Source organism: Streptococcus parasanguinis (assembly GCF_001578955.1).
Classification (GTDB): Bacteria; Bacillota; Bacilli; order Lactobacillales; family Streptococcaceae; genus Streptococcus; species Streptococcus parasanguinis_U.
In genome coordinates this window covers 199,997-226,673 of sequence record NZ_KQ969690.1, presented here as the reverse complement: position 1 = coordinate 226,673, position 26,677 = coordinate 199,997, and the positions used below count along the sequence as shown (strand labels likewise).

The following is a 26,677-nucleotide window of genomic DNA, read 5'->3' as shown; positions in this document are numbered from 1 at the left end:
TTTTAGCATATTTCAAAAACTGTTTCCATCATTGTGCCATATGTTCTCAAACGTTTAAAAATCGCGTATTTTAGAAAAATATCGTTTTCGTCATTTTTCAATAATTGAAAAAAGTCGTATTCAAAATCGTATTCATTGCCCGCATAATTGAGAGAACGAGCCCGAGGGCTTTTTTATTGCCGTTATAATGGAAAAATTAAGAAATTGCCGTTATAAACACAAAAAAGCCCCTCCAAAAAAGGAGGGGAAGAAAAAAGATTATAAATTTTTGAACTTACGTTTTATTATTCGTAATAGTTGACTAGATCGTCCTTATCCCAGCAAGAGAGCCAGATCGGTCCGAATTGTCCAAACTCAAACAGGCGCCAGTAGTAGCCACCATAATAGCCACCCGTGCACTTGTCCGTGATATGGGCTTCGTCGAGTTCGAACGAGAAGAACATGCCCGCTTTAAAGTCTCGATCTGCTCCGTCTGGCAAGTTATTACCGTCCTTATCGACCCAGTTAACCATCGAAACAGGAATACCGTTCTCGGTCCAGTCGAAGCCGACGGGCGCGAGATAGTCGCATTTGATTTGCCAGATACCGTTAACATACTTGACCTCGTTCGCTTCGTAGTATGCCTTCTCTTGAGGCTGTACGGATGTGTTCGCTTGGTTATTCGTCTGTGGTGCCGTGTCAGCATACCGCCAAACCTCAATATAAGCTGGTTTATTCCAGCTATAGTAATCGTTCCACGGGTAAGTATTGATCGCTTGTCCGACTGCTCCTTGAGTTGAGTAGTCGCAAGAAATGAAGTATGTATCATCGATCATCGCTCCGACGTGTCCACCAGCACCGCCTGAGCTTGACATATCAGCACCCCAGCTCATCAAGATAATATCGGCCGGTTGTGCGTCCCAGTTTTGATTGATACTTACGCGGTAAAAGCCGTTATTAGCTAGTTGCTGGCCAAGCGTAACTGTTGACGGTAGGCCGATGATATTGATTCCGGCTTCCTTTAATACTTGCGACATGATACCCGAACAGTCCCCGGTTCCGTCTGAACCGTTACGGCTTCCGAACATTGAATAGGTAATCAGCCCACGACGACTAGTAAAACCGTTAACAATAGATTGTTGTACACTCATGTTCGACCTCTCTATTTCTTCCATTCTTCGTTAGCGCGTTTGACTGCTGCCTCGATAAACGTATTGAGTTCTTGATTGGTCAAGTGGATATTTTGAGACTCAAGGCCCTCGATCAAGCTCGTTTTAGCGTGCTCGAGTTTATCCTTGCCGTGAATATCCAATTTATCCGCAACCTGCTCTGTAGCGTTGACCGCGTTTTTTGCCAAGATCTCAACGATCTCGATTGCTTTCTTGCCCCCGCGCATAAGTAAGTATTTTTTGATCGCTTGAACCACGATCCCGGTTAATACAACTAAAATGCTCATTGCTGATGTTGTGATAATGCTTGTGATTTGATCCATTTTATTTTTCCTCGTCTATTTCTAATTCTAAAAAGCGCTCAAAGAGCACTTTAATAGCTCCGTTACCGCCTAATTCGACGTAACTTTCATATAATTTTGATAGCTCCTCGATCTCATGCTGGTTAGTGTGTCCACGCTTGAGCGCATTCTTTAAGTTCTCCTGCAATCGAAAACGTTGGAGCCGCTGCAAGCCTTTCCCGATCATCGTTAAATTCTTTCGGTTATCTTTTCCGATCTCTTCCACGTTTGAGACTGACTTCTCGAGGGTGTCTATCTTGTTAGATAGACCCTCAAGACGTTTGTCAGCTTCTTTCGTGGTTTTTGTACTTTTAAAGGAAAAGTAACTGGGAATAATCACGACCAGAACGGGTGTCAACTTATCCACTAATGCTAATAGGTCCAATTAAACCACCCCCCTATCAAGCTACTCGCTTACTGGACGGGTTGAGTTTCAAGCTCAGCTTTTGGTTCAGTCCATTTCCAGATCGCAAGTTTGCCGTTCTGCTCAAGGCTTGCGAGTTGGTCAAGCGTTTCACCTTGGTAAGTAAACGGCTGGTTCACTTGGACCATCACGCGCTTGCCTTCGCTGTATTTCTCGATATGGTTCGGGTCCTCAATCGCAAAGATCGCTTGTGCTGGATAGGTTTCGCCTACTTTCCCAAGGTCCACCAATTCAAGGCCACGTTTAAAGACTGTAGGGTCCAGCGGGTGGTCAATGTCAGTCACGCGGGCGAGTACGCTCCATTCTGCCACGTCTTTTACCTTTTGGATCTCTTCGTCTTTCTTGGCCAGCTTCGCCTCGTACTCTTGGGCTTGCGTGTATAAATCCTCTTGCAACTTCTTAACACCTTCGACTGGGTTTAATTCAGTCACAACTTGGCCGAGGACGGCTTGAATAAGTGCTTCGTCCGATTCGTTGGTACGGTCCCCGATTAGTACACGCTCAAAGGCTGTGTAAGGGTTGGCCGAGCGGATTGATACAAAGGTACGTCCTTCTTCTTGCAAGTATTTGTTAATGATTTTAAAATCCATATTTTTATTTACCTTCTTCTAATTTTTGAGAGGCCTCATCAAAGAGGTCCTTGAGTGCTTGATCGCTATCCAAAACATCGTTAAATTTGCTCAATAGCTCGTTTACGCGTTGATATTCCTCGTTTATGCGCTTGTTTTCTTCGTTTGTTTCCTCGTACAAGACCGAATATTTTGTAGCCTCAACGATAGCATTTGCGAGATTATGCGAGATCGCATTTATAATTTTATCTGATGTATTCATCTATTGCCTTTCTAAAGACTTATGTCGTAAAAACCTGGATATCCTTCACCATTTTGGTCACGAAATCTTTGTAACGCCTTAAAGTTTTCGTTGATATATCTAAATATATCTGCCAAAGATGTTGAAGGTGCATTGTTCGATACAGAATCTTTCACGATGTGTACATCACCAATAAGGACAACTTTGCGGTGGCCGTATTGGTTAAATATTTTGAGTCCTGTAAAATTGGCGTTCGGGTCCATTACTCCTCTATCATTGACTCCAAATGCAAATGCTGCATAATTGGTTCCATTAGAAATAGTTGGGGATAGGAAAGCCTTACGACCCCCAGAGTTAAATTCCAGCGAGTTTTGTGGGGACATGAACTCAATTTTGGCTGTTCCGTTGTAAGTCGTTACATTTGAGTTCAAATTGATCACGGTATTTCCATAATTTCCGCGAATAATACCACCTTCGAAAGTTAAACCTTTAAACGTTCCAGACGTTACGCTTTTAGCGTTTAGATTGATTAGGTTTACTTCGCGAGCGTCGATAGTCCCAGCGGTTACTTTGTTAGCAGATACGTTAGCGATCATACCGTCTTCTATAACCGCGTTGTCGATAACAGTCTGCCCCGTGATATGTGTTAGCCTTCCGTCTATTAGGTTCGTACCGTTAGCAAGTAGATTGATAGAGTTGAGTACGTCGCCCGCGCTACTTAGATTTTTGACCGACCAAGAACCAGCGAGCTGGCTTACTTGTGTGCGTACTGCTTCGATAGGTTCTGCGCTGTCGTCTGGGCTTGGTTGCCATAGCCGGTCATTTGTACCCTCGTAAAAGTCCAGCTCAGTCATAAATAGACCAGACCAGCCGTTAGAATTCCCTTGATAATTAAATAACAGATAGCCTTCATCAAATGCGCCGGTATTAAAACTAAATGACTTCTTGACGGCTCTGCCTGAGTTAAATGCTGGACTTCCAGTCTTGTCAAAGATTATTTGCATTTCATCAAAGTCATTCGTCGATCCTTTTCTACGCTTACAGAATGCAATTTTAAAGCGTGCTGTGTTAGCATCAAAAGCTATCAAATTAAGCATATAATTTGTATTTTGTTTGATGATAAATCGCGGACTGTGGACAAATGCTCCTGGTCTTAGAGAAAACATTCGCTTCTGACCGTTTAGGTAAAAATGGTGAGCTGTGAAGGTCAACCGTCCATTAGCTTCAGTCCAGTAGTTCAATCCGTCATCGGCTCGCGAATTTCGGAGCATATTCGGTCCACCACTAGTTGAATACTTCCCAACCTCTGTCTGGAAGATCTGGCTACTCATAACCAACCGTGAGAGTTGGTCTGGTGCGCCTGTTTCGCTCTTACCGAGAATACGCTCATACATCTTGTTTGATTCCGTGAGCTTGTTAAATTCTAGCGTCTGAGCTGTGATCTGTTTGGACAGATTCAGAAGATCGCGCCCTTGATCGTTTTGGACCCGATCAAGGCTTTCAAAATCACCTTTATTTGCGAATTGCGTTAACAATTTGGAAAAGATTTTACTATAAATCACGTTACCATCAACGCTATTTACACCTTCCGTGACTTTGTTCTGCAAGTCTGGGCTTGATAAAATCTGTTGCTTGATCTGGTCAGATAGCTTGCTAGTGTCTGGTAACGTGCCGGCTTTTTTGAGGGCTTCTTCTGCCTTTGCGTTGGCTTGTGCGATTGCTTGGGTTGTTGAGGCTTGGGCGTCGTTGACTATTTTTTCAATCTTCGACGTGTCAACTTTGAGAATTTTTGGGAGCCATTCCGACCCGCTCCAATAATAGAGCTCCGTTTCCTCTCCTACGGTCAAGTACAAGAGATCGCCTTCGTGAAGCGTCCCTCTTGGCTCATCTTTTGGCTTCGTTGTGCCGTAATAGTTGGTATTCTTACCATTCGCGGAAACAAGCGCCCGTGTGGCTACCTCGAGAGCACCTTCGGCGTATTGCTTCGACTCGGAAACGCTTCGCATGATCGAGCCTTCCGACGTGATCGCTTTCTGCACGGTCCCAATATCGTTACAGGTTACCTTGTGAGATAATAGCCGGCCCGTCACGTCGTAAGAGCTCTCGTAAGACACAATACGGATCTTTTCACGGAACCCGATCGTCTCATTAATAGCCATGATATAGTCACCCGCACGGGGCCGTGTGTACTTATACCCGGCTTGTGTGAGATCTTCCATATCAAGCTGGACCGAGATCGAATAGGATTCGTCGACTTCTTTCTTTAGTCGTTCTAAGAGCTTACCAGTCTCTTTATAGCGCTCGTCTGTTACGGGTTCGCCCTCGATTCGGCCATAGATCCGAGCAAGTGGGCTTTCATACTCTGAAGTATATCGGCCTGCGTCGTGGTTTTCTTCATCTTTCCACGCCCCCAGCCCTTTTTTATAGGTTATAAAGCCACCGATATTTTTTTCAATCGTGAGCTCGTTCATGTTGAAATTTTTCCGGACAACTGTCGAAAGGTCAGTCCCGACTTTTTTCAAAATTCGAACGACCTTACCAGTTACCGAAAACTCGAGGCCCGCTGCCTTAATGATATCTTTGAACATTTTGAGCCGGCTCGCGTTACCGAAATTCTCTTTTCGAATCGATCCCGCTTGTGCCTCGATCACGTACCGATAGCCGCTATCTTTAAAAATCGCCTCGATATACACTTCAAAACGATTTGAACCGTTAAATTCTTTATAACAGTTCGAGTGCTCGAAATCGTAAAAGAACTGGTGGACCGCGTCAAAAGATAGAGAAATGTTTTTTCCTTCGTCTTTCGGCTTCGCGTAAATGATCTTATAAAGCTCTCCGTCGAAGGTAAAACTCCACCCACGATCTAATTTCGATAGAACCTGTTTATTAGATACAATCGTTCCGGAGATCGATCGTTCGCCATTTACTGCGTTTTTAGTTTTTAGCTCAACTTGGGCTCCGTATCCTTTGCCCGTTTCGTCGTAAAAAGTAATCAAAAGTCCACCTCCTCTCTAACGATATAGCTCTTTAAAACCGAGGATCTTGACGGTCCCCTTAAAATTAGTAAACCAATTGACCGACCGGTTAGGCTTTGGCCGAATGACAAAATACTCGTAATTCGTCCGGTTGTTGACGTTTAAGTCTTGCGTTGTTGGCCCTTGATAGATTGCCGTCTCAACTCCCTTTAAAAGGAGCTTTTGGCCCGACCTTAAAGGCGTTTCTGTGTGCTGGTAAGTAAACCGACGGCCGTCGATCTCAAGGAAAAAACTAGTATTATCAGCGTTTGCGGTTAACTCCACAACGAAAGGAACCTCTAATTGACTGAGTGGCGCCGTTCCGTTGTATGGAAAACTGTTTGCGCTAAGTGCGAGATCCCGTGGGACTGTCTCGCCATACGGGAGCTCCGCTGTAACGAATGAAAACGAAATATTGTACTTGATCCCGGCTTCCGAATTGCCGATAAAATCAAACTCGATTTGACCATTACCCACAACGTTATAGCGATATTTCCAGTTAGCATGAGGCAACTGGGCAATATTTAGATCGCCTGTCGTTTGGCCGGGCTTCTGGAAGTCGTAAATATTATTTACGTTTTGGTACAATTTCGTGATATAGAAGCTATCGTCACCCAAGACCCAGCGAGTCAATTCGTCTTTTTTGTTTAAAAAGTCCTCCATCGAACCCGCTGAAAGTCTAGCCGTGACTGAGATTTTCTTTTCGGTATAAGTCAAGCCGTCGAAAATATAACCATTGCGCCCCTTGACGGTTCGCCTTGATAATTCCACGGCCGGGGACGAATCATCGACCGTGATATTGTAAAGGCCAAGGCCAGAAAGTTTCTGACTTTGGCCGTCTTTCTCAATTAATAAGTCCATCGTTCCCCCTTACGCGAAATAAGCGTCTAGCGCCTTTTCTCTCGCGTCCTTCTCTTTGATTGTGGTATAGATCTTGTCTCCCACAATTTCGTTATGTACTTCGAATTTTTGGTTCGAAAGTTGTGAATTTTTGACCTCATCGCTCAAGTCCTCAAGAGATGAACGAACGCCCGAGCTGGTCACGCTCGCGCTTGTGGTCAATACGCTGTTAGTCTGATAGTCTTGATCTGTGATTGCTTGCGCGTATGTTTTCGCCATCGCCTTGATATCACCGACCCAGTCTTTCATACCGAGATACATACCTTCACCCGTGAAGCTCCCGATCTTTTTCGTTACGCGGGACGGCGAGTGGATATCCAAGGCCGAACGCATGATCGCAGCAATGCTAGAAGCAATACTGTAAGCAAGCGCATAAAGCGAACCAGCCATCGAAGCGAGTCCGTTATATAGACCCATGCCAGCGTTAAATCCGACCATTTGAAGCAATGCTGGAAGCAAGCCAAACGAAGCCGAAATCTGATTGCAAGCCGAACCGGCAAGCGATACCGCTTGCGTCATGCTTGATTGCATGGTGCTAGTGAACGCGTGCATACCACTTTTAGCGCTGTTTGTCACGCTTTGGAACGTTGACTTAAATGAGCTTTCTAGTTGCTTACCAGCCGAAGAGCTCACTTGTGAGATCTTATTGAGGCCAGCTTGAACCGCTTGGGCTGTCGCGTTCATTTCTTGCGTGACAATCTTTTGCATATTTTGATAATTCGTCGTGATAGACTGTGACATTTTAGAGCTTGATTGCTCAGCTTGTTGGGCCATCTTATCAAAATCTGTCTGAGCACTAATTGCCATAGCATTTGTAGCGCTCGTTGCTCCCGTTTGCATTTGTTGGAAGTTGCTTACAACGTTCGCGCTTGCTTGTTGCGCGTTAGTGGTTGCAGCCGTATTGACTCCCGTCGTGCTCGCGTTCGCGTTATTCATTAACTGATTCAACTCGTTACTTGCGTTCGCGTTTAACTGACCGATATTAGTCGTTACGCCTGTATTCATCTGGCCAGTCTGTGCGAGTGCGTTTGCGTTCATCTGGTTAAATGACGCGTCCGCGTTCGCTGCAAGCTGTTGCATATTCATTGTGCCGTCAGTATTCAACTGTCCGAAGTTAGTCGAGGCGTTCTGTTGCAACTGAGTTGTGCTGTCCATAGCATTTGTGGACATTTGAGACATATTAGCCGTAACGCCAAGGCTCATGTTAGACGTTGACGCGATCGTGTTCGCGCTCATCTGGCTATAAGAAGTCGATACATTCGTAGAAGCGGTTGAAGCGTCGGTACTTAACTGTGTCGTCGTTTCCGAACTCTTGCTCTTGATATGCTCGGCTGTGCCGTCAATAGACGCCTTGGTTTTTTCTCCACCTTCGTCTGACTTGCCCGTGATCCAGTCCCAGATACCACCGAAGAAATTCCCGATAGCGTCCGCGACGCCTTTCAGCGCGTTCGGAATGAAGTTAAGAAGAGCTTCGCCGAATCCCTTGATAATCTCCCAAGCTGCCGTGACGATGTTAGGTAAGCCCTTAACGATCGCTATTGCAAGCTGTACGATCAATTGAGCCCCAGCCATAAGAAGCTGTGGCAAGGCTTGAGCGAATCCACGGATCATCTGACCGATAATCTGTACCGCACTTTGCGCGATCTGAGGCAACGCGTTAATGATCCCTTGAACGAGGGTTACGATTAATTGAATACCACCCTGTAAGATCGTTGGTAAGTTCGACAGGATCGTTTGCATGAATCCGACAATGACTTGTGTCGCAATTTGGATGATTGCCGGAAACGCTTGAATGAAACCTTGGACGAGATTCATCAAAATTTGAATCCCTTGTTCAAGGATGGAAGGGAAGTTTGCTTGCAAGCTTGTGATAAAGTTTGTCGCAATTTGTTGAACTGTCGCGAGATATTGCGGCATAGCTTGGAGATTCCCCTTCGTCAAGTTGAGGAGTAATTCCATACCAATTGAGATCAATCGTGGTAATGCTTGAAGCAATGTATCGACGAATGATCCGATGGCGGTTATTGCCGACGAAATAAGCGAGCCCGCATTTTGGCCCACGCCTTGAACGAGGCTACCGATTAATTGAATACCAGCGTCAACGATAACCGGGAACATTGTCGCAAAACCTTGCGCGAGTTTGGCCACTAGATCAGCGCCCGAAGCGATCAAGCTCGGCAATTGACTAGTGATCCCGTTTACAAGGGTTTGAATGATTAATGGTCCTTTAGTTGTTACTGTGGTAATCAACTGATTGATCTGTTGCCCGAATTGTTGATTAATTAGGCCCAAACCAGCGAGGACAAGGCCAAGGATAGCAGCCGGACCGATTGACGCGAGGGCGATTCCCATAACGGACGCGATCCCACTTGTCATCATGCTAAGGATTGATAGACCTTGCGAAGCAGCTCCACCAAGAGCGCCCGGAATACCTGCGATCTTACCAGCAAAACTCGAAATGAAGCCTCCGGCCGTGCTAAACGCACTAGAAGCGATAGATCCGAGAGCCATTGTTTTCATTGCGACCGTACCCATAACACCAGTAAGCGAAGTTAGTCCGCGCACCGCTGGACCGAACGCAAACGCGCCCACAAGGGCTGTTACGGCTGGTTTTACAGCTTGCATGGTGCCTTTAAACTTATTCGCTTGCTCGTCGGTCATTTTAGTTCCGTTAAGAAACTGATTTAAGGCCGGGTTGATTGATTCAATAGCGTTTAGGAAGTTTTGGACTCCCTGCGAATTTGAAAGCCTGTCAACTAGTTTATCAATCCATTTGACGAGTGTCGTAAGGATTGGAAGGACTGCCGTCCCGACTTTGATCTGGAACGTTTCCCAAGATCCACTCAAAGCCTCGACGGCCCCTTTTAAGTTGTTGAGCTTTTCAGCCGCAACTTGAGCAGCCGTCACCTTGTCGATAGCTTCTTGCATCTTGTTAGCGCCATCTGCTCCCTCGTTCATCGCGATAGTAGCAGCGCGCACCGCGTCGGTACCGAACATAGTTTTCAAAGCCATTTGTTTTTCTGCGTCGGTAAGCCCACCGAGACGATCTTTCAAAACTTGAGAGATCTCAGCGAATGACTTGATCTTACCTTCAGCCGTGAAGAACTGGTTCGAGCCATCGGCCGTAATGATCCCGAGTTCTTTCATCATGTTCGTTTGTGCCTTGGTCTGCGGTTGCAGATTCATCAGCATAGTTTTAAGAGACGTACCGGCGTCGGAACCTTTGAGCCCGTTTTGAGCGAATACTGCGAGGGCGTTAGTGGTATCGCGGAACGATAGACCAAGCCCAGACGCAACTGGTGCGACCATTGAGAGACCATATTTCAACTCGTGGACGTCTGTCGCTGACGCGTTAGCAGCTCCCGCGAGTTGGTTTGCTGCTTGTGTGGCCGTCATTCCATCACGACGGAAGGCGTTTAACGCTGTCGACGTGATTTCAGCAGCTTCTTTTAGATCTAACTCGCCCGCTGTGGCCAAGTTTAGGGACGCTGTGAGTCCACCGTTTAGGATATCTTTCGTTGATACCCCGGCTTTTGCAAGTTCGCCGATCGCGTCTGCGGCGTCCGCTGCGCTGAAGGCTGTATCTGCCCCGGCTTTAATTGCAGCGTCATTGAATTTCTTCATCGTTTCCGCGCTCTCGCCCGTCACGGCCTTGATATTGCTCATTTTGGCTTCGAACTCAGCAGCTTTTGAAACAGTACTCTTAATTGCTTGTTTCCCAAGATCAAAAAGCTTGTAAGCAGCAGCCACACCTAAAACCTGCTTGAGCAAGTTTGTTGACGCGCTCGCCGCTTGATTCGTATGACTAACGATCCCAGTTAACGCGCTGACAGCCTTTTGACCTGTTGTCTGAAACGCGTTTCCAAGTCGTCCGCTTACGTTGCTCGCGAGGTTGTTAACTGATGATAAGATCTTACCACCGAAAGAGTTTTGAACTCGATCCGCGAAGCTGTTAGCCTTATTGGTCAAGTTGGTAAACATACTGGACCACGAAGAGTTGATCGGGTTCAATACCTTTTGACCAAGTGCACTCGTAAGATTGCCAGCCACGGACTGAATACGAGCTTCGAGCCGGGCCATAGAGTCCCCAATCGCACCGAAGGCCGTCTTATATGATCCGGACATATTATTAGCCGAATTAGTAAAGACTGAACCTAAACTGTGGACTTTGGAGCTGATCCGTTGGGCCATAGAGTCAACGCTGTTTGCCATCTCAGCAAACGCGCTTTTTGGCGATTTGATCGCTTTTGAAATATCAAAGTCAAACGCTTTTTTAATTTTCGAATTAATACCGGCCCCAAGTGTTGAGACGTCATTTTTCATCGTGCCTAAGACTGACTTAATGTCAGCCGAAACGCGAGTAAATGCCTTCCTTATGGGGTCAGGTATTTTTGCGCCAATGTTAGAAGAGATACGTTGTAGCTCTCCGAGGGCGATTTTGAATCCGCCGGTCAATCCTTGGCCGATCTTGGATCCGATATTTTGGTTACTGTTTGCAAGCCGGTTCATTAATTCCCCGACTTCCCGAATCATCTGATTCGCACTTTTTGACGCTTCCTGTGCCGCGTTTTGAAATGCTTTACGAGTCGAACTCACGACGTCGCTCATTGCTTTTTCATACCCGGTTAAGTCCGCGCCGATAATCGCTTCAATCGATCCATCAAAAGCCATCGCCCCACCTCCTATCTATCTATTTCTGAAATGTTCGTTAAGACGCTCGATCTTCTCGAGCATACCTTGAGAGCTTTCCCGCTCTTCGCGCTGTCTGAATAGACGTCGGACCTTTTCTCGATCTTTTTTCTTGCTCAACTTGCCAAAGTCCGCTTTTTTAGCGTTTAGCGTGTATCGTAAGTTAAAAGCAAGTTCGACGAGGTTTTCCCTCTCTTCGATCGCTCGATAGTAAAGGCCCTCGCGAATCGCGTCAAGCTCTGTTTTTGTACATGAAAAAATAATATTTGGGTCAGTCAGACCCAAGCGAGCGCACTCTATTAAGAGATTGCGCTTCTCAAGCGCCCAATTTGCGCCTCTGTCTGCTCGATCTGAAGTTCCGCTTGTGCCTTGTCCTCCGCTGTTTCTGCTTTGGCTTTGAGGTACTTCAATCCCAGCTCGAGATTTTCTAAGTATTTCGAAACTTTCTCTTTGAAAAAACCAGATTCGACCATCTCTTCTTCTAGTGCTTCAAATAGTGGCTCTGTGCTTTCTGCTCCGAGATCTTCCATTTTGTCCGCGATTGCCTTGATAGCTTCTTCATCGCTTACGGCTTTCGCTTTCTTGCTTGCACATAGCTTGATAAGATCCACTAGAGCTGAATCGTTACGATCAACCACACGAAGGAATAGAGCTCCGACGCCGTCCTCGTTACGTGTGCCGTCTGGTCCTTGAGATCCAAGATCACGATTGACCTTGTACATGGTCATATAATCAAATTTGATCTCGATTGCGCGGCTTCCGACTGAAAATTCCATTGAATAACTCCTTTTTTGTCAAAAAAATAAAAGCAAAAGGGCTTCCGAGGCCCCTTTGCTTGAAAAATTAGCGTGTGATATTGTTGTAATCGCCTGTTGTTTCGCCCGGGTTTTGGTACTCGTAAACGTCGTTCAACATTGCGATTTCGTCCGCTGAAAGTGGGAACTTACCATCACGAAGACGGCCAACGATACCCACTGTATAGTTCAACTCGACGAATCCATCAATTGCGTCAGTAAATTCTACGTCGTCTGTGATCTTACCATATCCAAACTGTGCTGGATAAGTATCTTTCCCGGTTGAAGTATCTTTAACTGACTCGTCAACGATAACGCGCCAGATTTTTACAGATTCCCCTGTTTTTTGTGCGTCAAGAATGACTTGAACTGACGGATCTTTAGGCGCGAGATGTTGAGTCAACTCGATTGAGTGCTCATCTGTTGATTTCTCAAGCAAGCGCCCTTGTTGAGTTTGTTCGTCAATGTATTCACCACCCATAGTTGTCGTACCATCTGTACGATAGGCTGGAAGCATTGCTCCGTTACCTTTTTCAGCGTGGATTGATTGAATGAAATAAAATACTTTCTTACCTACGATCGGCTTTGCAATCGTAATTTTAATTTTTGCTTTATCTTCAGCTTCACCCATTTATAAAGTGCTCCTTTTTAAAAAATTGTATCTGTTAGTGCAATAACGATATGGTAGACTTCCCGGCCTACCGTATCGTCCAAGAGTACGCTCGCGTTTACGTTGCGATTGTGGCCGATCCTGCGAAGGGCCTCAGATTTGACCTTCTCGACCCCGGCCCGGCTTTCCGTGCCCGGTAAGAAAATATCGATTTGTACGCTCATATCCTCGATAATAAGCCCCGTTTGAGCTGTTTTAGACGTGTCCGAGCTAGATTGCCCGATCACCAAAAACGGCTCGAGTGTGTCTTGTTTAGGTAATTTGAACTTAATCGGGATATTAAGTGGTTTTAATCTTTCGCGTAAATCTGCGAGCATTTGAACTGAAGGCGTTTCGTTTGCCATGAATCACCTCCTAAACATTTTACGAAGGTTTTTAAATAACGCTTCGCTTTCTTCCTTAACGGCTGGACCAAGAAATGGCTGGGCCTTCATCTTACGAGTTCCAAGCTCCACATAGACCGAATAACCAGCGGGAGACGTTACTTTGTACCGTAACATACCGACCCGAGCGACAAAGATCCCGTTTCTCATGAATCCGGTATCGACTGCCGCTTTCATTTTGGCTTTTCGTTCCACACGCAAGGCCGATCGTTGCAATTCTGCCGATACAGCCCGACGCGCTTCCCGTGGTTTGTTTTGGACCTTCCGAATAAACTTGTCCAAGCCTTTTACTGTATACGAAAAACTCATAAGTAAATAACCGTGCTATTATGATGATATCGTTTACCTTTGATCTTGAGCCTGTGGCCATTGTAAATCACTTCCGAGAAGCCCTTGTACGTGCCTTGTAAGTGCAATTTGAACGAATCAAAGTCATACTTACCAAAAAGCCCCATCATCTCATAACTAGATAATGAATTTCGCATACAAGGGACCGGAAAACTCTTCTTCGTTTCCGTGCTCTCAAGCAATTCGTCCTCCGGCTCTTCCTCAAAGATCAAGGTCACGCGTTCGTTATAGATCATACACGCGCCCCCTTTAAATGAATCGAGCGATTCCGCGGGCCCGATGTTTGATCGCAAGGCCTTGTAATACGGCCTTATGCTCATCTGTTAGATAGCTAGACTCCCAAGTGAAGCTCCGGCCTTCCTCGCTGTCCGCTGTCGCGCCTTCCGAGTTTAGTCGATTAAAGCGACTGACGGCAACGTCTCGAAGGATATAAGCCACGCTTTCGGGCAATTCCTCGAGTGCTGTTTCCGAGAATTGATTGACGTAAGCGATCATACGCTCGAAGCTATCCCGTACAATAAGGGCCAAAAGATCGTCTTGTTCTTGGTCAGCCTTGGGAATACCCTTTAAAAGTCGAAGCTCTTCCGTTACTTGATCGATATTGATTGCTGTCATCGCTCAAACCTCCTAAAACTAGGCTGCTACCGCTGACGCTGGTTCGATTGTAGCTTCCACCACACCGTCCGGAATTTCAGCGAAAAGAACGTTAGCGCCAAAGAATACTGACTCGAAAGTCAAGTTATTTAAATGACGATCACGCGCCACACCGATCAAGCCTGTTTCATCTGTGAAGTCCGCAAACAATCCACCAAGATCACCACCAGCAACGTTTAGGTAAGCGAAAACAAGGTTTTCAACGGCTGTTGTATAGATCTTGCCTTGTGGACATGAAGGCATAACAATAACATTTTGCATACCGAGGAAGTTTTGCAAAAGTGTGAACCCGAACACGTTTGAAGCGTCAGACGCTACCGCTGTGTTTCCAAGGTATTCTGCCACGTCAAGCGGGTTAACGAATGATACAAGTGGAGATCCTTCGAACTCGTTGAAAGTGGTCAATTTGCCCCAGCTATTCGCAAGAGCTTGTTGAAGGCTTTTCCCTTTGACTTTTGTTTTAGTCTTTTTGAGGTAAGCCAAGAAGTCTTCTTTGATTCCGTTTTGAATTTCACGAAGCAAGCGTGTATCTGCCTCTGTGATAGCGCGTGACGCACCGTGACGGGCGATCGCTTCCGCTGATACTGCACGACGTTTCTTGAACCATTCTACCGTGTATTCTTGGTCCTTTGCGCGTGTCATTTTAGAGAGCGGAATTGTTTCACCTTCAGCGGTTTTAGTTGTGTCAACGTCCGCTGTCCATTTGTAAGTTTGGATCTTGAGGTCATTTGTCAATTCTTGACGGCGAGTTACCCCCAAAAGACGGAGCAAGTCGTTAATGTTTTTAGAAAATTTATTGACAAAATCAATGGACTTAATTTCGCCAAGATCTGTCATGGTTGTAAGTTTGTTTTCAGCCATATTTTAATAGCCCTTTCTAGTTTTTAAATAGTCCAATGTTTGCAGCGATCATCGCTTGACGTTCTTCGTCGTTCTCAATAGCCATGATCTCCGCTTTCGTCATAGATACTGGGCCCGTACCCTTGCGAGGGGCTTTCTGTGTCAAGCGTTCATCGACGCGCGCTTCTACTGCCTTATCAAAGATTTGTCGCAAAGTGCCGATCTTCTCTTTTGTGGCTTCGGCTGTCTCATCGATCACAAAATCGATAAACTCGCCCGGAAGTCCTTCTTCGCTCAATAGCGTTTGAGTGGCCACGCGCATTTCTTTGATTGCAAGAGCTCGCTCGCGTTCTTCGATCGCTTGGATTCGTTTTGCTTCCTCTTCTTTCGCGCGTTCGTCTTTGGTCAGCTTTGCGAGGCGTTCGCCTTCGCTTTTGGCCTTTTCGATTGCTTCAGCTTGCTCTGCTTCCCAGCTGGCGCGGGCCTTGGCGATCTCGGCTGCGATTGCTTTCCCAAACTCGGCGCGTGTAAAGGTACGCTCTGCCTTTTCTTGCTTGGCTTCGACTTGTTCTTCTTGAGTGACGTCTTGCTCAAGTGCTTCAGTCTCGACTGCTTGTGTATTTTCTGACATTATTTTCCTCCGACGGTTACGCCGTCACTCGATTGTTCTCGTTTTACGTCCGGCGACGAGACAATGCAGCTTTTAACGTCCTCCGCATAGTCTGGACAATAAAAAAAGCGGTCTATTCCCGCTTGTCAAGATACCGGATCACCTCCGATCACTTATCCTTGTCGCCTCGCGACTGTTTAATGCTATTTATGATACCTTCGATCATTCCAGCGATCACGGCCCAACCCACTAATACCACGAAGGCAAAGCAGAAAAGCCCCGCTGTGTAAGATACTATATCCCAGATATTAACCACTAGATCCCTCCTCTTCTATTTCTTCCGCGTCCGGCATGATCGTAGACCGGCAATTGTAATGAAACGGGGGCATATTTACCCCGACTTGCGCGTCTTCGAGCTTGTACAGCTTGTTTTCTTGCGCGATTCGCCGGCATATTTGAGTGGTCCGATCGTCTAGCACGACCAAGATTCTATAATACTCTAGCCCGGCTTTTTGATACCGCTTGATAGTGGCCCGATTAATGACGGCCGTCGCGTCGGTCCTTACCAACGTTTCGGCTCGAGACCGTGCCACATTAAACTCTTTTCGTATTTCGCGGGCCATATCTTGCGGGCTGTCCCCACGAATAAAACCTTGTTTAAATACTTCTTTCAGCTTTTGCGCGAGGCTGTCCGTGTTGCCCCAAAGTTGCTCGGAATAGTTCCGACCATTGAAAGGGGTTTTGACAATCTCTTCAAACGCTGGACGGTTGACCGCGCCTGTACGGCCTCCCATTGCCTTTCTGTACGCGTATTCCGCGACGTTGAATAAATACTTCTCGAAGCTCTTATGGAGTGCTCCTGTGAGCACTCCGAGCCTGTGGATAGCTTCTAGCTGCAAAGCCTCGATTCTGATCGCTCGAGCTGACGCGTATTGTTGGTTCAATCGCTTTAATAGCTCTGGATCCTTTTCGGCCTGCTCGCGGTATAACGTCGCATTATCCACATAGTCGCTCAAATCCTCACCACGAAGGCGCTTCGTTGCGTCTTGGTAAGTGAGTTCATGATCTTCGGCGTACTTTGCGTAAAAGTCGAACAATGACTTTTGAAGTCTTACTGCCTCGTTGCGGTAAGTTTTTTCTAATTCAGCGAAGAAGTCTATATCTTTCCGGTCAACGTACTCGAATATCTCCCGGGCGCGTGCTTCCCAGTATTCCTCATGGTTGGTCAGCTTCAGTTTCTTCATCTTCTTTATCTTCTTCATCTATCGCTACCTTGCCGGCTTTTGGCTCGATTCGTGGGAGCATTTCAAGCGCTTTTTCCGTTTCTTCTTTCATACGCTTTAGCTCTGCTTCAGCGTCGACGCCTGTCACTTGTTCGAGCATTTCGAAGATTGTTTGTTCACTTACCACGCCATACAGATTCTTGGCCATTGCCACAATCTTGCTGTTATTTTGCGGGATATTTGGTTTAAAAACAACGCTTGTTTCATTGATAAGGTTATAATTTTCTGAATCGTTGCCCTTGATCTTCCAGATATTCACTGCGAGACGTAAACGACGCATGAGTCCTTTTTCAAAAAGCAACTCTTGTTTGCCTCGGTAATTGTCAGACGCCATGAGCTTATATTTCATCGCTTCACCCGACTGTGTACCTGCAAAGTTGCTGTCCGTGGTATCTGGCGTGAACGTAAACCGCATGATATCTTGAACCAGCCGTTCCTTGTACGCTTCGGCCCCTGCCGTGTCGTATGATTTAACGAGATAATTCGCGCTTGGGCTCGATCCACCCGGGATCGGGTTATCATCGAGAACTAAGATTTTAGCTTTCTTGAACGCTTGAGATACCCCAAGGCGACCGTTTGGATTGATTCGGCCATCTTCTAAGAAGTCCTTATCATCAACCCCGGTAAACGGGTTCCCCGAGATCACCAAAAGAGCCTCGTTACTGTCTTGTTGGAAGTTCGCAAGCTCTGACTGTGATAAGTCGTAAGCGTCGATAGAGTCCAGCACGGCTTCAAACGCGCCTGTCCGATCCGTGTTATTGCTAAACTCATTCACCGGTACGCCATTAAAGAAATGCTCGCTTACGTCTTTAAGATGAAGCGTGTCCGTGTCTTGATTATCGTCCACATACTCATAAATAGCGTTACTAGTATAGACCTTTACGAAATCGCGTTTGTGGCCGTTGCCGTAACTGATAGAGTAGTAGTTGATAGCCATCAATGAACGTTGCTCGTAACTATCGTCATAAATGACAAAAGTTTGCTCCGGATCCATACGATAGAGCTTAACCCAAACCGAGCCGTCCTCGTCTTGGAACGTATTCAAAAGCTCATAAGCACGGCCATAGATCGCGAGATCTGTCTTGATCGCGACGTTGTGGTCCTTTTCGTTGTTTTGCTTTGAAAACTGGTCAATCTGTTTTTGGATCTCCGCGTTCTCATTCTTATATTCGACCGGGTTTCCTAACATATATCCTTGTTCAAAAATAGCAATGTATTTTGCCCAGTCGCTCGCGATTCGGTTGTCCGCGCTGTACGGATCGCTTTTGGCCTCGCGATACTTGATATTATTATCGGCGAGATAATAGCGTTTCAGTTCTTTCAACCGGTCTAATTGCTCGGATCTGTGCGTTCCGATATAGTTTTTTAGACGCTCGATCCATTTCTGGCCTTCGTATTCGATCGTGTCAAAATCTTCGGCCGTCATGATAAACTGACGATTCGCGTTCTCGTCGAAGCGTCTCCCTTTAAGGAATTTCACTTTCTCTTATTCCTCCTTTTAGAAATAATATTGTGCGCTTTGCATACGCTCTTTTACTGTGCTGCTCGTATCGTATACGTGCTGCGAATAGATCGCGTATCTTACCGCGTCTAGTACGTCGTCGTGCTCTTTCAGTGGTTCGCCTGTGCGCTCGTTCCAGACGTATTGATAGATCTCGTCTTTGAACTTGCGGACCTTATTTGAAACGACAAAAAAACGGCCACCCTTCATAAGTTTGGCCACTTCTTCAATCCCGGATAATACCGACTTGTACGCATTGAAACATTTAAGACGCTCGCGGTTAAACCGTCCGACGTGCTCGGGCCGTGCGCTATCTGCCCAAAAGAATATATCACCGTAACGCGCTTTAATATCCTTTGCAACGTCAACCCAGAAATCAATCTCTTTGTACTGGTGCGCGTGTTCCTCGAGTATGTACACGTCCCCGGCCTCAGTTTGTCCAACGACAACGATCGAGCCCCAGTGCTCATAACCCCAGTCAACCCCAGCATAGATCTTCGCAAAATGCTCGGGTGCTTTCTTGACGTACATTTCCTCTTTGAAATCACGATAGACCGCACCTTCACCGATCACCCATTTACCATAGATCCCGCGTTCTGTGAACATACCGGAAGGCGTCGTTGCGATCAAGTTGTCCACGTATCGTTGATTTAAAAACGTGTTATCGAATATCGTGAAATGGTTCGCGATGATCTTTTCATCGTCCGCCTTGTCGATATAATCAACCTTTAACCAGTGTTTTGGGTGGTCTGGGTTGGTATCGCATATTATACGCGCGCCGTAACCGGAGCAACGTTTTAAGATCTCGTCAAAAACCTCCTTATTCGCGAGCGTGGCCTCGTTTACATAGGCCCCGAAGGCTGTCATACCCCGAATAGCTTTAAGGCCCGCTATGGACCCCGTAAACGTCGTAACGACGTATACGCCAAATAAGGTAAAGTTCCCGTGTCGGTCAAACTGAAATTCGTGGCCGTAAGCGTCGGTGATCTCGCGCAAGATATTTGTTTGCAACGTCCCAGACGATACCGCACCTAAAATGTACATGGGTTTTTGAACTCCGACTTTAGCAGCGTTTTTCTTAACCCGTTTCAGCTCCATCAAAAAAAGATCATTGTCGAGCTTGGTTTTCCCGGCCCGTACTGCGCCATGATTTATCATCATGTACCAGTCACGAGCGATAGAGCGACGCAAGATCCCGATCTGTTTATCTGTGTATAATCGATCAAGAGCCATCTTTTATCACTCCTTCCAACTTGTCGAAATAGTCGGACATGATATCTTCTGAAACGACGTTGCCTTCCAACTGTTGGGCCTTTTTCTGGTTCTCGAGTTGCTGGGCCTTGATTCGTTCCTTTTGCTCTTTCTTGTCGAGATTATCTTTTGTGCCCTCGTTGCCGTTCATCTTGGCTAAGAGCTCAATAGCTCGCATATCGCCTTTAAGGGCCTTTTGCAAAAGCACCGTCGCAATTGCTGTCTGATTCGTCGCGCTCAAGCCTTTCTCTTCGAGCATTTCTTTTAGTTGCGGACTGAAGACGTCCATCTCCAAAATTTGATTGACTTTCTTTTTTAAGTCCGCTTTTTCCCTTCGAACCTTTCCGGAGGCGATACCGCCTTTTCTCTGGATTTTTCTCTGTTCTTCCTCTGTTCGCTCGTTAAACGGGATTAAGTTTTCTGTTCCATCTCTAGGCAATTCTTACCTCCTTTCAAACAAAAAAATCACAAGTGCTATTACTTGTGATTTTCATTCTATATAGCAAAAAGAGGGGAGTTGCCTTTTTAATTTCTGCAAACAAAAAGCCCCGATTAGGGGGCTGAACGTAGAAGCCCGGATTCGAACCGGAATCTCCTCAATCAAGGCGTAATCCCTATATACGACTATCTACGTTTTCTTAATATGATTATACCACTCTGTTTTGACTTTTTCAACGAGCTTCTTCTCTTTCGGCGTCAAACTAGTTGCCCTCTTTTTGCTTTTATCAAATTCGTTGTGATTATATCCATGATGAGCATGAGGACTCATTCCTCTATGCACATGGTCCAAGTCAATTTGTTTGTTACGCTTGTTTTCTGTATCAAAATAAACAATGCTTTTAGGTGCGTTTTTATTCCTATCGATCAGCGCGTAAACTCTACCCTTAGTCATTGTTTCCATCGGTGCTTTTTGTGATCCTTGCTCGTTTTGAGTAACAAACTTGATATTCCCTACTTTATGTAAAGTTTTATATTCTGTTCCGTACAGTTTGCCTTTTTTGCTCCTACCTGAACTTGCACCTCTGCCACCCATAACTTACCTCACTCTAATTCTTTGAGCTTTAGAAAATCCGCTTTCAGATAGCGGGTTACGTTTCGCTTGGTGGTGCTCGTTAAAATGTTTCGCCCACCGTTTTTTGATTGCCCCACTCTGAATCTGTACTGCGCTTTTCCCATTAGGTTTGTATTCTTCGAAATATTTATTTTTTCTATATCTACTTGTCCGTGTCCTATTACTTTCGCCTTGATCCCGAGTGATTCGCTTGTCTGATTTGTCGTAATTGATCGTTTGCCTTGACCCTGTTTGCCTCCATTGCTCGCGTCTCTCGTGATAATTAGTAAACAATTTCTTTTTCAGTCTAATTTGGATCGGGTTCAACTTCGCCTCTGTGCTTTGTGGCAACGTTCCGGCGCTAGTTGCACCACCGCCACCACTTACTTTTGTTTTCCGGCCTTTTCCGCCGGAGCTTTTAGCTCCTCTACCGCCCATGTTTCATTCTCTCCGTTGTTTCATTTTCGAAATAGTGTACTTCGATATCTCCATAGTCATACTCAACCGCGCCACCATAGACTAACAATCTTTTTGGCTTCAATAGCTCGATCATGACGTCCATTCCATCGCGCCATATTTCAAATTGTTCTTCGTTCTGCTTGACCCCAATCGTACTGATCGCAAGTGTAGCGCCCTCCGGCAATCCGTCAAAGCAAAAAGAAAAACTATCCGAATACGCCCATGATACCGTGGGAATAACCATATAGCCGTATCTCTGCATGATCTGACCAATCAACCTAGAGCGATACACGTTCCACACTTGCATAGCTACCGGCATATCGATATATAAGCTAAAGTCTGGCGTAAGTACACAATCGAACTCGCCTAGCTTCTCGATATAATATTCCGGCCGTTGCCAGATTCTCTCAAATTGATAATCGTCAAGAAAGAAATGGACTCCCGCGCCGTGATCCGGCTTGTTTAAGACGTAATTAAAGCCTTGCAAGCGTTCCGGTACGTGATCCACTGGATCGAGGACGGGCATTTCAAAACGCCCTTCGGTTTTCGTTTGATCGAATAAGTCCAGATTATATTGATTTATTGTTGTTTCTCTGTGAAATTCTTTTTCTTCCTCTTCCTCTGATTCCTCTGGTTTAAAATCAAAATTAAGATCCTCTTTCGGCAAGTCAAAACCAAAATCTGCCATGTCCACACTGAAGATCTCGTCCAGCTCATCTTTTAGCATTTCACTATCAAAGCCCGTGTCCATGTTTAGCTTGTTATGTACCAAGATATAGGCTTTCTTTTGATCCTCTGATAAGTGAGACAAGCGAATGACTTCCGCTTCTGTGTATCCGAGTTGCTCGAGCGCTTGTAAGCGTCCGTGGCCCTCGATGATGATATTGTTTTCATCAATCGCGATCGGGTCATTATTCCCAAACTCTTGGATCGATTTTTTGATCTTGTCGATCTGCTCCTGTGGGTGTAATTTTGCGTTCCCCTCGTATTCTCTCAGATCGGCTATTTTGACTCTTTCGATTTGCATTTAAAACCACCAAAAAACCAGCCCCCAGAAAGGAATAGGAGGGCTGGAAAAGAAAAGTATAGAGTATTAGAAATGATTCGCAAGGGAAGAATTAGAAAACCTTGCTAAGCGGACGGGCGGAATCGAACCGCCAAAACGAAAAATTTTTAAAAAAATATAAGGAGATCCCACAAACGAAAAAAGTTTTATGAAAGTAAAAACGTGCTGCTGTAACTGTTGGCTTGGCCCTGTCGTCCGCTGGGAGATCTCCGTTTCTCTCGATCTCCCGATAATACAATTTTACCACCTTTTTTTGAACACTTTTCCCAAATTTCAGCGACTTTTTAAAAAAATACTTGTTACTTTCTTTTCGAGGCCTTCGAAAAATGGTTTGATAACATTTCGATAGACTGAGTTTTTTGACATAAACAACTCGAGGGCCACGCCTTCGACATTTTTTGATCGTGTCACGTATAAGCATTTGATCGCCTCCCACACTGTCCCTTCACACTCGTTTGTGTACTCTTCAATCGCTTTCGCTAGTGTGTACAGCCGAATTAGTTCCGGATCGTTTTCTTTAAGGATCACGTTTTTTAAGGCTTCCGGCGTGTTACTTGCTGACTTGCTCTTTATGAACCAATTTTCGTCGAAATTTTGATAAGGGAAGCTGATCTCTTCGATTCGCTCTTTTATCTCTTTATCGAACGGGTAGCGTCGAAGCGCGTCTATAAGATAACCATATCTTGTCTCAATCCGCAAGCGCTCCTCCTTTCTAGCACCAAGTGGGCTTTATACTTCTTTTTCGTACACGTCAAAGACTCCGACTTTCTGACTGTCACGATAGGTCAGCGCTTCTTCTTTAGTCTGAAATTCGATCTCTTCAAACTTGGTTGAATGATTCACGTCCCAGCGTGTACGTTTAAGATATTTTCTAACGACATAAACTTTCATACTATCCCCCGACGCCGTTTTGATCGGCGATCTCTTGTAATTGTTGGGCTATACGCGAATTATAATCGCTGTTCAATTTATTTATAATCACGTCTTGCATTGTGTTTTTTTCTTCAGCTTTCTCGAGTTCGTCCTTTTGCGTTTGGATTGTCTGTTGTAGCTCACCGTTGCTCGTTTCTAACGTCCGGACTCGTGCGTTCAGATTGACACATACAGCAATTAAGACAAAAAGGATAAACGCAAAATTCGCACGTAACAGCTTATCATTATTCGTCATTTTCTCGTCCCTCTTTCCACATAGCCCAGCCGATCACTGTGAGGCCACCTAGCCACGCAAGAGATAAGAGCCTGAAAATAAGTGTTAATAAGTCCATTATTCAATCACCCCCGATTTCTTAACAAAGCCTTTTCGACGTTATACAAGTCCACTGAAGTAGTCTGAATCATACGTGGAATCCGCGCGTCATGCGCTTTAAGACATATTTGGCCTTTCTCAAAGTCCACATAAGCTACTTCGTCAATATCTATACATTCTTCAGTCCAGCCATATCTTGCGAAGGCGTATATAAACACACTATCGCTCATTTCGCTACCTCCTCAATCGTAAAGAGCGGGTTTACAAACACATTCCCGAAACCCCCTTTTTGCAGATTTTCTAACGTGTGATACAAGCGAATATCTTTCGGGTTCTTACCATTTCCAAAATACCAGTATTGTTGTAAGGCGTTCCATTTCAAGTACTTACATTCGTTTCCGATATTTTTTACTGTTACGATATAGCGTTTTTCGGGTTCGATATGATAGCCATTCACCCAAGCGTCAGCAAAAATATTTTGCCGATTTTTTTCATCTTCGCAAAACCATAGATTCACCTCTTCTGGTGCATTTTCTAGCGCAAAATGTAAAGTCTTGTTTCGTCCTCTCACACAAGAGATCCAGTTCGCCACCGGTCGGGGAAGCGTGACTTTTTCTTTTTCGTCGTCTAGCTGTTCGACTAAGTCTAAGATCAATTTCTTTCCGATGAATGGACCAGAAGATAAATATAAAGTTTCTGCACTCTTGATTTTCCCGATTAATTCTTGTTTATTCATTCTTCTACCTCTTCTACTTCTACGAGTGGGCTTTCTAGCAACCACCCGATTCCTTTTAGATTCAGCTCGTCGATTGTAAACGACTGTTTAAATTTTAGCTTGTATCGTCTATCGTCTTCGAGCTCGATCATGTATGTTTTCGTTGTCTTATTAAAACGTTTTGAATTGCAAAGCAAACTCCGCAACGACTCGATCTTCCGCCCGGTCTGTTCAGCGATCTCTTCCATGGTACCGAACGCGATAAGCGTATCGTTTTTATAATAAGCGAACGTCCGGACTTTCATTTCAGATCCCAATAGTTCCACGTCGTCGATTCCGAAATAATCGCATATAGCCTCGATTCCTGTTTTATCTGGTACACGATCCCCACGGATCCAATAATCAATCGTATTATAGGACCAGCCCAGCTTTCTTGAAAGCTGTGTTTTTGTGACTCCTTTTTCGTCCATTAGACGCTTTAGATTCTTTTTAAATTCTGCGCGCTGTTTTGGATTATAATTCACACGTTCCATAGTCAATTTTCTTTCTTTTTGACTGATATTTTGTACAATTGTTTCCCGATCGGTATCGTGTAATTAATTTCATTCAATTTTTTATTATTTTGTAATTCTTTCACGAGCCCAGCACATATAGCCCCGAGCGATAATTGCACGTCTAATTTGTTATATTTTTCCTTTTCCATCTCTGCCAGAACTTCATAGTACGTTTTTTCCTTCATGTTTTCACTCCTTCCGCCTGTTTCTCGAGCCATTCAAACAAGAGCCCGAATTGCTTTACGACCAGTTCATCGTCATGGTATTTTTTGCAGATCTCAGCGATCGCGTCCACGGTCCAGAACCAATAGCGCTCAGAACCAAAACCGAGGCTTTGTGCCACTTGGTTATTTCGTGCCATGAAGTCCGGGAGCTCGACGCTAAAGAAATGTATATAGTTCATCGTCCCACTCCTCCACTCTGACATAGATCCCCACGACCTCAGACCAAAACTTTTCAGCGATCTCGCTTGCGACCTGTGCGTCGTCTTTCCAAAACCCGAGCTTGGTCATACAATCTTTAAATAACTTTTGGAGGTTGTCCGTGTCTGGTTTGGTTGTCTTGTACTGGCCTGTGTGCGCTCCCTTAATCATCGGGAAGCACCACTTGACCGTGAGCCGGATCGGCCCTTTCAATTTGTCTGGTGGTACATGACGCGCAAGTAAGCTTTCAAATTTTGCTCGAGCATTTTTCAGCTCCTCAGGTTCGTAGAAAATCGGCTTGCCATTTCTGACATTTACTTTTTTTTGCTGGTGCGTTGTCGTCGGAATTTTTTCCATCGGCAAAAAGAACTCAATCATTTTTCTCCCTCATTCTTTTCTCATAATCGACTCCGGTCCATTTTCCAGTTGTCGCGTTATAGGTAATATATCCAGCTGAATTTAATTGATCTTTTAACCAATCTAACAAAAGCGGTTGATCTGCGATCCATTTCAAAACTTCCGATTCTGAATACCAAAAATCTTGACCGGGTATCGTATGATAAAGTGGTGGCATACGTTTCCCAAATTCCAATCTTTTTGATCTGACCTTTTTTCTCATTTTTTATACCATTTTCTTTTTATTATTTTATTTTAGGTTTTCCATTTGCGCTTTTGTCAAAGATGAGATAAAGGATAAAGGGGCGGAGCTTGAGCCCCTTTTCCTTTTCTCTTTGACTCCACTTTGGAAAACTTCCCCTTTACCCTGACTAAGGGTATTGCAGTTTTTTTCCGGAAAAATACTAGACTTTTTCCTATTTTTCCAATTTCGGAAAGAAAAGAAAAATACTAGACTTTTTCCAAAACTGGAAAAGAAAAATACTGTATTTTTCCAAAGAATTCTTCTAGACTTTTTCCTATTTTTCCTTTTCTTTTATAGGAAAAACGATACCTTTTTTAATATCAAAACCATCATGTTCACGGATATAATTCTCGACTGACTTCGTGGATTTTAACCCTAAATAGTCTTTGAGCTCGTTCGTTGTAACTGGAGATGATCCATCGAAAAGTGCGTAATAGGCCGTCTCGAGTTTCTCGTTTCGTTCTTTCTGATTCTGCTCTTTTGACTTTCTGCCCTCGTGTCCTTTTTGCCACATAGGCTTACTGTCCTCGAGTTGGATATCAGCTAAAACTCCCGAATCGTCCAAAAAATGTACTGGATAGCTAAACCACATATTGACAGGCTTGAACTTGGCAAACTCCCGAAGAGTGCCTTCCACGCGCCACGCTGTCGATATTTCAATCGCTCGACGGGCTTCCTCGATTCTCTCAGTCCACGGCTTACGCTCGAGCACGTTTGGGATCGCTCTTTCAAAGTGCGATCTCATGACGCTCGCGCTTTGGAGATCGTCAAGGCTTACGTTGTCTTGGTAATAGTCAATGTTTGCTGCTCGAATTGCGTCTTTATAGATTCGTGTCGCCGTGTGGTTGATTCGTTGCGCGTATA

Annotated in this window: 32 protein-coding genes and 1 pseudogene; all 33 read right to left on the bottom strand. The window is 45.1% G+C overall.

Annotation, left to right across the window (positions count from 1 at the left end; genetic code table 11):
• Positions 1-284: 284 nt before the first annotated feature.
• Entirely contained in the window at positions 285-1,130 is an 846-nt protein-coding gene (locus SPADD19_RS04955; RefSeq protein WP_061455419.1) for a lytic exoenzyme target recognition domain-containing protein, read from the bottom strand.
• A gap of 11 nt (positions 1,131-1,141) precedes the next feature.
• A complete protein-coding gene (locus SPADD19_RS04950) occupies positions 1,142-1,471 on the bottom strand; it encodes a phage holin (protein ID WP_061455418.1) in 330 nt (109 codons plus the stop codon).
• 1 nt (position 1,472) lies between these two features.
• On the bottom strand, positions 1,473-1,874 hold the full coding sequence (locus SPADD19_RS04945; RefSeq protein ID WP_061455417.1) for a hypothetical protein: 402 nt from the start codon (positions 1,872-1,874) through the stop codon (positions 1,473-1,475).
• A 29-nt stretch (positions 1,875-1,903) separates the two neighbouring features.
• Positions 1,904-2,503 carry a hypothetical protein gene (locus tag SPADD19_RS04940; protein ID WP_061455416.1) on the bottom strand — a complete coding sequence of 200 codons (600 nt, stop codon included), beginning with the start codon at positions 2,501-2,503 and terminating at the stop codon, positions 1,904-1,906.
• Positions 2,504-2,507: 4 nt separating this feature from the next.
• The gene (locus SPADD19_RS04935; RefSeq protein WP_061455415.1) at positions 2,508-2,744 is read right to left on the bottom strand and encodes a hypothetical protein; all 237 of its coding nucleotides are present in this window, start codon (positions 2,742-2,744) and stop codon (positions 2,508-2,510) included.
• 11 nt (positions 2,745-2,755) lie between these two features.
• Complete coding sequence (locus SPADD19_RS11520) at positions 2,756-5,719, bottom strand: phage tail protein (RefSeq protein WP_128861577.1); 2,964 nt, start codon at positions 5,717-5,719, stop codon at positions 2,756-2,758.
• Between the two features lie 15 nt (positions 5,720-5,734).
• Positions 5,735-6,598: a phage tail domain-containing protein gene (locus tag SPADD19_RS04925; protein WP_061455414.1), complete on the bottom strand. Its 864-nt coding sequence runs from the start codon at positions 6,596-6,598 to the stop codon at positions 5,735-5,737.
• 9 nt (positions 6,599-6,607) lie between these two features.
• Entirely contained in the window at positions 6,608-11,308 is a 4,701-nt protein-coding gene (locus tag SPADD19_RS04920) for a phage tail tape measure protein (RefSeq protein WP_061455413.1), read from the bottom strand.
• Between the two features lie 317 nt (positions 11,309-11,625).
• Positions 11,626-12,102: a tail assembly chaperone gene (locus SPADD19_RS04910; protein ID WP_061455412.1), complete on the bottom strand. Its 477-nt coding sequence runs from the start codon at positions 12,100-12,102 to the stop codon at positions 11,626-11,628.
• 67 nt (positions 12,103-12,169) lie between these two features.
• Positions 12,170-12,751, bottom strand: coding sequence for a phage major tail protein, TP901-1 family (locus tag SPADD19_RS04905; protein ID WP_061455411.1), 582 nt, complete (start codon positions 12,749-12,751; stop codon positions 12,170-12,172).
• A 17-nt stretch (positions 12,752-12,768) separates the two neighbouring features.
• Positions 12,769-13,134: a hypothetical protein gene (locus SPADD19_RS04900; protein ID WP_061455410.1), complete on the bottom strand. Its 366-nt coding sequence runs from the start codon at positions 13,132-13,134 to the stop codon at positions 12,769-12,771.
• Between the two features lie 3 nt (positions 13,135-13,137).
• Complete coding sequence (locus tag SPADD19_RS04895) at positions 13,138-13,482, bottom strand: HK97-gp10 family putative phage morphogenesis protein (protein ID WP_061455409.1); 345 nt, start codon at positions 13,480-13,482, stop codon at positions 13,138-13,140.
• Positions 13,479-13,757, bottom strand: a complete 279-nt coding sequence (locus tag SPADD19_RS04890; protein ID WP_061455408.1) for a hypothetical protein — start codon at positions 13,755-13,757, stop codon at positions 13,479-13,481. The genes SPADD19_RS04895 and SPADD19_RS04890 overlap by 4 nt, the downstream gene beginning before the upstream one ends.
• Before the next feature lie 13 nt (positions 13,758-13,770).
• Positions 13,771-14,136, bottom strand: coding sequence for a phage head-tail connector protein (locus SPADD19_RS04885; RefSeq protein ID WP_061455407.1), 366 nt, complete (start codon positions 14,134-14,136; stop codon positions 13,771-13,773).
• Positions 14,137-14,154: 18 nt separating this feature from the next.
• A complete protein-coding gene (locus SPADD19_RS04880) occupies positions 14,155-15,036 on the bottom strand; it encodes a phage major capsid protein (protein WP_003017776.1) in 882 nt (293 codons plus the stop codon).
• A gap of 16 nt (positions 15,037-15,052) precedes the next feature.
• Complete coding sequence (locus SPADD19_RS04875) at positions 15,053-15,646, bottom strand: DUF4355 domain-containing protein (RefSeq protein WP_061455406.1); 594 nt, start codon at positions 15,644-15,646, stop codon at positions 15,053-15,055.
• A gap of 287 nt (positions 15,647-15,933) precedes the next feature.
• Positions 15,934-16,887, bottom strand: coding sequence for a minor capsid protein (locus tag SPADD19_RS04870; RefSeq protein ID WP_241496473.1), 954 nt, complete (start codon positions 16,885-16,887; stop codon positions 15,934-15,936).
• Complete coding sequence (locus SPADD19_RS04865; RefSeq protein ID WP_241496520.1) at positions 16,841-18,334, bottom strand: phage portal protein; 1,494 nt, start codon at positions 18,332-18,334, stop codon at positions 16,841-16,843. The genes SPADD19_RS04870 and SPADD19_RS04865 overlap by 47 nt, the downstream gene beginning before the upstream one ends.
• A gap of 72 nt (positions 18,335-18,406) precedes the next feature.
• Complete coding sequence (locus SPADD19_RS04860; RefSeq protein WP_061455404.1) at positions 18,407-19,642, bottom strand: PBSX family phage terminase large subunit; 1,236 nt, start codon at positions 19,640-19,642, stop codon at positions 18,407-18,409.
• A complete protein-coding gene (locus tag SPADD19_RS04855) occupies positions 19,632-20,099 on the bottom strand; it encodes a hypothetical protein (RefSeq protein WP_061455403.1) in 468 nt (155 codons plus the stop codon). Before SPADD19_RS04855 ends, SPADD19_RS04860 begins: the two co-directional genes overlap by 11 nt.
• Positions 20,100-20,288: 189 nt before the next feature.
• Complete coding sequence (locus SPADD19_RS04850; protein WP_061455402.1) at positions 20,289-20,693, bottom strand: hypothetical protein; 405 nt, start codon at positions 20,691-20,693, stop codon at positions 20,289-20,291.
• A 3-nt stretch (positions 20,694-20,696) separates the two neighbouring features.
• Positions 20,697-21,149 carry a hypothetical protein gene (locus tag SPADD19_RS04845; RefSeq protein ID WP_061455401.1) on the bottom strand — a complete coding sequence of 151 codons (453 nt, stop codon included), beginning with the start codon at positions 21,147-21,149 and terminating at the stop codon, positions 20,697-20,699.
• Positions 21,139-22,197: a DUF4417 domain-containing protein gene (locus SPADD19_RS04840; protein WP_061455400.1), complete on the bottom strand. Its 1,059-nt coding sequence runs from the start codon at positions 22,195-22,197 to the stop codon at positions 21,139-21,141. Before SPADD19_RS04840 ends, SPADD19_RS04845 begins: the two co-directional genes overlap by 11 nt.
• Before the next feature lie 312 nt (positions 22,198-22,509).
• Positions 22,510-22,935 (bottom strand): hypothetical protein, encoded by a 426-nt coding sequence (locus SPADD19_RS04835; RefSeq protein WP_061455399.1) that lies wholly within the window; start codon positions 22,933-22,935, stop codon positions 22,510-22,512.
• Between the two features lie 30 nt (positions 22,936-22,965).
• Positions 22,966-23,127, bottom strand: a complete 162-nt coding sequence (locus SPADD19_RS12050) for a hypothetical protein (protein WP_164905845.1) — start codon at positions 23,125-23,127, stop codon at positions 22,966-22,968.
• Between the two features lies 1 nt (position 23,128).
• Positions 23,129-23,404 carry a hypothetical protein gene (locus SPADD19_RS04830; protein WP_061455398.1) on the bottom strand — a complete coding sequence of 92 codons (276 nt, stop codon included), beginning with the start codon at positions 23,402-23,404 and terminating at the stop codon, positions 23,129-23,131.
• Between the two features lie 304 nt (positions 23,405-23,708).
• Entirely contained in the window at positions 23,709-24,218 is a 510-nt protein-coding gene (locus SPADD19_RS04820; RefSeq protein ID WP_061455396.1) for a DUF1642 domain-containing protein, read from the bottom strand.
• Positions 24,215-24,730, bottom strand: coding sequence for a helix-turn-helix domain-containing protein (locus tag SPADD19_RS04815; RefSeq protein WP_061455395.1), 516 nt, complete (start codon positions 24,728-24,730; stop codon positions 24,215-24,217). The genes SPADD19_RS04820 and SPADD19_RS04815 overlap by 4 nt, the downstream gene beginning before the upstream one ends.
• A gap of 2 nt (positions 24,731-24,732) precedes the next feature.
• Positions 24,733-24,936 carry a hypothetical protein gene (locus SPADD19_RS04810; protein ID WP_061455394.1) on the bottom strand — a complete coding sequence of 68 codons (204 nt, stop codon included), beginning with the start codon at positions 24,934-24,936 and terminating at the stop codon, positions 24,733-24,735.
• On the bottom strand, positions 24,933-25,154 hold the full coding sequence (locus SPADD19_RS04805; RefSeq protein ID WP_061455393.1) for a hypothetical protein: 222 nt from the start codon (positions 25,152-25,154) through the stop codon (positions 24,933-24,935). The genes SPADD19_RS04810 and SPADD19_RS04805 overlap by 4 nt, the downstream gene beginning before the upstream one ends.
• A complete protein-coding gene (locus SPADD19_RS04800) occupies positions 25,132-25,551 on the bottom strand; it encodes a RusA family crossover junction endodeoxyribonuclease (protein ID WP_061455392.1) in 420 nt (139 codons plus the stop codon). Before SPADD19_RS04800 ends, SPADD19_RS04805 begins: the two co-directional genes overlap by 23 nt.
• On the bottom strand, positions 25,544-25,792 hold the full coding sequence (locus SPADD19_RS04795; protein WP_061455391.1) for a hypothetical protein: 249 nt from the start codon (positions 25,790-25,792) through the stop codon (positions 25,544-25,546). Before SPADD19_RS04795 ends, SPADD19_RS04800 begins: the two co-directional genes overlap by 8 nt.
• A gap of 295 nt (positions 25,793-26,087) precedes the next feature.
• Positions 26,088-26,677, bottom strand: a pseudogene (locus SPADD19_RS12580) (AAA family ATPase); the annotation flags it as partial.